The sequence below is a fragment of the Halomonas sp. MES3-P3E genome (genome assembly GCF_002836035.1).
GTDB lineage: Bacteria > Pseudomonadota > Gammaproteobacteria > Pseudomonadales > Halomonadaceae > Vreelandella > Vreelandella arctica.
Window position 1 is genome coordinate 1 of the sequence record NZ_PJBT01000061.1, and the last position, 6,584, is coordinate 6,584.

Annotated in this window: 7 protein-coding genes; all 7 read right to left on the minus strand. The window is 59.0% G+C overall.

Going from position 1 to position 6,584, the window contains the following annotated elements; translation table 11 throughout:
* Positions 1-1,536: hypothetical protein (locus tag CXF87_RS11315; protein WP_198556064.1), on the minus strand; the 1,536-nt coding region annotated here is incomplete at its 3' end.
* Positions 1,537-1,678: 142 nt separating this feature from the next.
* On the minus strand, positions 1,679-1,963 hold the full coding sequence (locus tag CXF87_RS11320) for a phage tail assembly protein (RefSeq protein WP_101146701.1): 285 nt from the start codon (positions 1,961-1,963) through the stop codon (positions 1,679-1,681).
* 66 nt (positions 1,964-2,029) lie between these two features.
* Entirely contained in the window at positions 2,030-2,536 is a 507-nt protein-coding gene (locus CXF87_RS11325) for a phage major tail tube protein (protein ID WP_101146702.1), read from the minus strand.
* Entirely contained in the window at positions 2,536-4,053 is a 1,518-nt protein-coding gene (locus CXF87_RS11330; RefSeq protein WP_198556065.1) for a phage tail sheath subtilisin-like domain-containing protein, read from the minus strand. Before CXF87_RS11330 ends, CXF87_RS11325 begins: the two co-directional genes overlap by 1 nt.
* Positions 4,054-4,185: 132 nt before the next feature.
* A complete protein-coding gene (locus CXF87_RS11335) occupies positions 4,186-4,707 on the minus strand; it encodes a hypothetical protein (RefSeq protein WP_101146703.1) in 522 nt (173 codons plus the stop codon).
* Positions 4,704-5,702, minus strand: a complete 999-nt coding sequence (locus tag CXF87_RS11340) for a reverse transcriptase domain-containing protein (RefSeq protein WP_157826513.1) — start codon at positions 5,700-5,702, stop codon at positions 4,704-4,706. Before CXF87_RS11340 ends, CXF87_RS11335 begins: the two co-directional genes overlap by 4 nt.
* Before the next feature lie 397 nt (positions 5,703-6,099).
* Positions 6,100-6,492, minus strand: coding sequence for a four helix bundle protein (locus CXF87_RS11350; protein WP_101146706.1), 393 nt, complete (start codon positions 6,490-6,492; stop codon positions 6,100-6,102).
* Positions 6,493-6,584 lie beyond the last annotated feature (92 nt).

Sequence of the window (6,584 nt, forward strand, 5' to 3'; positions counted from 1 at the left end):
AAGCGCTTTCCATCCAAGGGAGGCGCCCCGCTTAACCCGACCCCAGAGGCCGCCAAACCAGTCGGTGATTGCACCCCAGTTGCGCGTGATCAGCCCGAGCGGTGACCAGTCAACGATAGACCTTACCTTATCCCATGCCCAGGCGACCTTTTCTTGAACGCCTTGCCATAGCTTGCCGAACCAGGGGCCAATTTTCTCCCAGTTCCGGTAGATGAGGTAGCCAGCGCCAGCAATAGCACCAATGATCAGGCCGATAGGGTTAGCCATTAGCGCAGCGCCGATCGCCTTGACGCCACCAGCAATCAAGGGCATTGCCCCTGAAAGCGACAGCAGCGCGCCGCCAGCTTGAAAAATAGCGGTACCGAACATCACGATAGAGCCAATGGCCTTACCTGCGATCACGGTGCCGATGATGATGCCTAGGTTGTCAAAGCCGCCAACCAAGTCTGCAGTAGTGCTGGCGGCGCTGCCAATCTTACCTATTACCGTCGCCAAGCCTTCCGCCATGCTCAATATAGCAGGCACGGCATTTTGCAAGCCTGTCGCAAAGGCCTTGGCCCAAATGCCTACTTGGTCACGATTATCGGCCAGCCAACCGGTAAACTTGCCCATCATGTCGCCGACCACGGGCATCAGCTCCGCGCCGATTATATTCTTGAGGCCGAACAGCGAAAGCTGCGTGTCAAGAAGAGTGTCCTGGAATGACTCCGCATCCCGCACCGCCTGATCGCTGAGAATGTAGCCTGTTCGGCGTGCATCATCTCCGTACTGCCGCAGCCCCTCGCTGCCGTCACGCAGCATGTTGATCATTGCTACGCCTTCCGTGTCAAAAAGCTTCATTGACAGGCGAACACGATCACCCTGGTTCTCGACATTTTGTAGTGCGTCGGCAAAATGGTTCAGCTGCTCGTCTGGCGTCATAGATGCCAACGCCTGTGCCGACAGCCCTAGCTCTTCAATAGCGTCTTTTGCGGGGCCGGTGCCGCGAGCCGCTTCGGATACCCGGCGCACCATACGCTGGGTCGCTGTATCGAATGTATTGGATGCCACGCCTGAGCGTTCGGCAGCGTAGCGGTAGGCCTGCAGCTCCTCAATACCCATGCCGAGCTTGTCAGCCGTTTTGCCGATATTGTCACCCAGCGAGGCGGTGCTACTAGCCACGCCAAATACCGCGCCAGCTGCCGCCGTACCTGCCAGCGCAGTGCGGCGAGCCAATCGTCCTACTTCATTTGTCATGGTGCTAAAGCGCCCGCCCACATTGGCAGACGCCAAACGCTGCAAGCCTTCCTGCTTACGGCGCAGGCGGTCAATTTCCGTGCCTAGCTCGGCATATTGGCGGCGCAGGCCGTCAACGTTTCGGCCTTGCCGGCCAAAGGTTTTGATCTGGTCGGACAGCTGGCGTTGGCGGCGAGTCGTCTTTCCGATCTCGCCACCAACCTCGGCCAGCTGCCCTTTGGTGTTCGTCAGCCCGCGTGTAAGCGAGCGGGCTACCGTGCCGCCGATTGCGATTGTCGCGCTAAGCTTCTTGTTCGCCATGCGGCTCCCCTTTACCTCTCTTGCCTGGGTAGGCCTTCAACCCACCACAGGAACCGGCTAACGCGCATGGCGCTTATTTCGCTCACGCCCCAGCCGGTATGCGACGCCAGCGCCAGCGTCAGGCGCCGCACATCATCAGCGCTTAGTCCAAAAAACCGGCATACGCCTTCTGCACGCGCTGGTAGCTCTTCATGCTGAGCTTGCGGACATCCTCGGGCGCCACTTCGCACAGGTTGGCGAACATATTTACTTCGCGGATTGCGTCACTACCCTTGGTCTCGTCATGAACGATCTGATCATCCACGGTCGGCTCGCGCATGCGCAGCACCTTTTGCTCAATGCCATTCGCGAAGGTCACTGGGCGTGCCAACGTAATATCACAGTAGCCGCCGCTGTAGCTTAGGTAGTCGGGCGTTTCGTTTTCCATTTCATTCTCCTGCTATAAAAAGGGCCGACCGTAGTCGGCCAAGGACTGCTATGCCGATCGAATCGGTTAAACGCCTAGCGCGGCGCGCATATCGGCCAGTAAATCCGTGCCGTCTACCGTGCGCACCATGTTGATCACGTCGATTTCGTGCACCAGGACGCCGTCATGCTCCTCTTTGTAGTAATCGAGGCGCATGGTCACGGTCATCGATGCCGCCTGCCCTGGCTGCCAGGTGCCGCGATCAATGCCGGTGATCTTGCCGCGCATGGTGTGAACAGTCGGAAGCCAGGTGCCGTCGTAGGATTGCATTGCGCCACGCCCGACAAACGGCACTGCGTTACCTTCACTCACCCCGAATTGGCGAAGGATCTCGCGATCGTAGGAACGCAGGATGAAACTGGTTTCCAGCGCCTCCATGCCCATGTCCAGCGCAATCGGCGCATCCATGCCGCCGGCGCGGTGGTCTTCGGTCTGCAGGGTGAGCGCAGGCGGCGTGTACTCGGTGACGTTCCCGGCATAGCCGCGACCATCCACCGACACCGTCATTTGCTTGATAATGTTGCGAGCGGCCATTAGCTGAACACCTCTTCGATATAGTCATTCACCAGCATAGAGCGGAACGTGATGTGCTCGGCTGGATACGGCGGCGTGAACTCGAAGTTGAAGTACACCTTGCCCAGCTGGATATTGGCGGGCGTATTCAGGTCAGGGTCCGGCCAGCAGCGGCCACCCAAAAGCGCACCCTCGGCAACCAGTCCGGCAATGTAGGCATTGACGCCTTCGGTCACGTCTTCCACGTAGGTCTTGGTGATGTTGCGGTCGACGGCCCAGAGGTGAGCGCGCTGAATGCTGTCATTGATCATGTCAGCGGTGCGGCGCACGCTCAGGAAGTGCCACTTGGCGTCATCGGTCAGTGAGCGGTTGCCCCAGAGGCGGTAGCCGTCCTGGCGGATGATCGTGGCAATGCCGCCTTCGTTGAGCAGATTGGCGCGGGAGTTGGCGTCGCCTAGCGTGAAATCTACCGGGCGCGACGTCCCCACGATGCCATTAATCGGCTTATTGGAAGGCGACCACCAGAAGCCAAGATCGTTATCGATCTTGGCGATGATGCCCGCAGCGCGCGCACTCGGGGGCTCTGACGTATAGCTGCCGTCACGCTGCATAACCTGCACCCAAGGATCCACCATGTAGACGCGAGCACTACCCCAGTCGTTGGCATACTGCTGGGCGGCATCGTCAGTGGTATTAGGGCCATCGGCAACGATCACAGCACGCAAGCGCTCCGCGATACCCAGGAGCTCTGCCACCACAGCATTGCGCAAGCCGGTCTCACGCTGGTGGGTAAAGCCTGGGGCGCAAAGGATGCGAGGCGCAAAGCCGACGACGCTCTCTGCGCCAGCCAGCGCGTGCGTACCTTCAAGGTCGCCGGTACCCGCGTTCACACCACCAATGACATTAGCCATCGTAGTCTGCTCGTCTTCAGTCTCCTCGACCCGCACGACAATAACGACAGCGCCCACTTGATCAAAAATGCCATCCATTGCGCCTGGCAGCGTGCCCGTGGTGCCAAGGCGGGCTGCCTCGGTGCGTGAGCCAGCCACCAGCGTGGGCCGATTGAGCGGGAACGGCTCGGCAGCGCCACCAGTGAGCGCTTGAAAATCACGCGACTTGGCAATGCCAGTGCCGTCACTGCCCTCGGCAAGCGCGGCAACAACCAGGGCATTAGCCTCTGCGCTGTCATTGACCGCTGTGACAACCTCGGTGGCGGTGCTCGTGACCACGCCTTCAGCGTCCGCAGCAAGCGCGACTGTAATATCGCCACCCTCGACCGTGACAGTCAGAACAGCAGACGCCTCGGCGGGAGCGGTATAGCGAACGCGGGTGTTGTTGCCAATCGTGCCGGCGGTGGCTGCCGTGAATGTAATGCCGGTGCCAGACGGCGCATTGCCTAGCGTTAGTGCTGCGGCGGTAGCGCCCTCAGCATCCGGCGCAGTGCCGACGATACCAATAACGCCCGAGCGCACGGTTTGAATAGGGCGCGGGCCGGTGTCGATCTCCAACACCTCTGCGCCGTGTAAGAATTTTGCCATTGCGGTTGCCTCTCGCCTGATCAGGTTGGTGTAGTGGCGGTAGGCACAGCATGACGCGCGCACGAGAACGCCTCCGCTGGCGGTGGTTCCAGCGGAGGCCTCTTACTGCTTGCGCTTTAGCTTGCTTCTGGCTTAAGCCACGATCGTGGCGGCGTTTTCAAACAGCTCATCGCACTGGGCTTCGGTTAGCTCTAAGCGCTCTTTCCAGTGATCGACGGTAGGGCTTAGGCGGCGGAACTCTTGAGCCTTTTCAAACGCAAGGCGGTGAATGCGCGGCGTCTCTGGGTCGGCCATCATGGTTTCGACTTGATCTAGGTACCCGGCAGCGTCCAGGGCGGCGAAGGCCTGGAACGCGCTTACCACCATGCTTTCGCGCTTTTTGGCTAGCTCCCGCTGGCTGTTGCTTTCCCGCCAGTGCTCGATGTCGTTAACACGGGTTACGTGCTCTGACTCTTCAATTAGCTGCATGCCGGGTGATAACGGCTCACTGGCAGGTAGCGTGCCGATAATCAGCGGCGGTGATTCGCGGCGATCCACGGCGCTAACGACTAGGTTTTCGCTGGGCAGTTTGAGGCCGTGGCGTAGCGGGGCTTCGCTGGCCGGGCGTCCGTCCTGGGCGTCTACGTAGTAGGCGGTAACGTGCTTGATGCTCATGGGGCGTTCCTCTTGGTTTTGCGGGTGATGACCTTGTCGAGCCCAGCGCCGAAGGTGGCACCGGTATCAATGGCTAGCTGCTTGCGTAGCCGGTAGGTGTTGGCGTGCTGACAAATGCCTAGGTAGCTGTTCATTCGAGCCGCCCAGGCTTCGGGGTCGGTGTATCGCTCGGCGCTGTGCGCTACTTCTTTCATGGCGTTGGTGGAGCGCCGACGCACGTAGCGCCGGTGCGGCTTCATGACGTAGCCACAAAAGTTGATGCCGCGATAAACGCTATTGCGCTGGGTTTTATTGGGGTGAAAAGCGAGATCCAGCGTGTGTGTGGCGTAGTGCTGCATTGCCTTGAATGCATCGTTGAGTTTTTGCGGGTCGGGATCGACCATCACGACGTCATCGACATAACGGCCATAGCGCTTTATGCCTAGCTCCCTTTTGACGAACTGGTCGAGGGCGTCCAGGTGGACGTTGGCAAAAAACTGGCTGCTGAGGTTGCCGATGGGCAGCCCTTTGCCGCCGCTATTGAACAGGCTCTTGTGACGCGGCACATGGCGAAACTTCCAGGCGGGGCTATTGATGATCGGCCCTTGCGTGGGGTCGTGAAACAGGATTTGCGCGATCAGGCGGCGCGTTACTGACTCAGGTACCCGCTTACAGAGGCTTTCAAACAGCACCTCTTTATTGATACTGACAAAGAAATTCGATAGATCGGCTTGCAGAAAGTGCGCGGGCTGCTGCCAGTTCTGCGTAGCTTGACGCATGAAGGCATGAACCCGATCCACGCCCATTAGCGAGCCGCGCCCCGGTATGCAGGCGTAGCTGTCGTGGATGAAGCCTTTATAAAAGCGTTCGGCTATCCGGTTGTACATAACGTGATGCACGACGCGGTCGCGGAACTGGGCGGCCCAGACTTCCCTCCATTTTGGGTAGCTAACGACGAACGCTACCGACTTGCCGATCTGGTAGCTGCCGTCGTTTAACTCGCGTGTGAGCCGCATTAAGTTGCGCTCGAGCCGCTGCTCAAACGCCAATTGAGTTGCCGTGTTTCTCTTGTTCTTACGGCAGTCGAAGTAGGCCCGAAAAACTTCCCCGGCAGTAAAGGCATCATGATCTCCGTACAGCGCGGACGTGATAGCTGTTGTCCTTGTTGTTGTTGTTCTGATTGCCGTCGCTGAACCTCTGGTTCCAGGCGTTGTTGCTGCTGTTCTCAGAGGACGACCAGTAGTTGCCGTCGTCGAATGCGTCTTCGTTAAGCTGCTCACTGACACGTCGCGCCACGGGACGTCTTGAACCGTGGCGAAACTGGCTTTTGCCTTTTCGCGGGGCGCGCCCTGGGGCAGCAATACCCTGCGGGAGCAGTCCGAGATTATTGGCTCGCTGGATAAAGCCGTAACCCTATCCATTCTGGCCGTGCCTCTTGCCGGAGTTGTTTCGCGGCGCTTGGCGCCGCTGGGCGTCTTGCATCCATCGGTACGCTTGGCGACCGATGGAGTCGGTTAACTCTATTATTTCGCCATGCTTTTCGCGGCTGACATTCCCTTGGTCGCTGCTCAGCCTCACCGCAAGTTCTAATACATGCAGATCCTCCAGCAGCTTCTCGATAATTTCGGCGCGACCCTCACGGGCGAAGTTTGCGCGATAGACACTCAGAACCATCCGCATCGATATATCTATCATCGGAAACCCTAGGCCCGGCTTAAGGTCTCGCGGAAAGTGGCGCGCGACCGAGACTATCTCGCTCGACAGCTTGTAGGTCGCGGCATATATCTGAGTGTCGCATGCCTTCATGATTCCTCGCTTTGTTGCGGGGCGGCTTCGCCGCCCAAAGTGTTAAAAGGGAAAAGTGTTAAAGGGCAATTCTCCGTACAGCGCGGACGTGA

Coding starts and splice junctions, on each gene's coding strand:
- CXF87_RS11335 (WP_101146703.1), bottom strand. CDS start 4,707: ATGAGCATCAAGCACGTTACCGCCTACTACGTAGACGCCCAGGACGGA.
- CXF87_RS11340 (WP_157826513.1), bottom strand. CDS start 5,702: ATGCGGCTCACACGCGAGTTAAACGACGGCAGCTACCAGATCGGCAAG.
- CXF87_RS11350 (WP_101146706.1), bottom strand. CDS start 6,492: ATGAAGGCATGCGACACTCAGATATATGCCGCGACCTACAAGCTGTCG.
- CXF87_RS11325 (WP_101146702.1), bottom strand. CDS start 2,536: ATGGCCGCTCGCAACATTATCAAGCAAATGACGGTGTCGGTGGATGGT.
- CXF87_RS11330 (WP_198556065.1), bottom strand. CDS start 4,053: ATGGCAAAATTCTTACACGGCGCAGAGGTGTTGGAGATCGACACCGGC.
- CXF87_RS11320 (WP_101146701.1), bottom strand. CDS start 1,963: ATGGAAAACGAAACGCCCGACTACCTAAGCTACAGCGGCGGCTACTGT.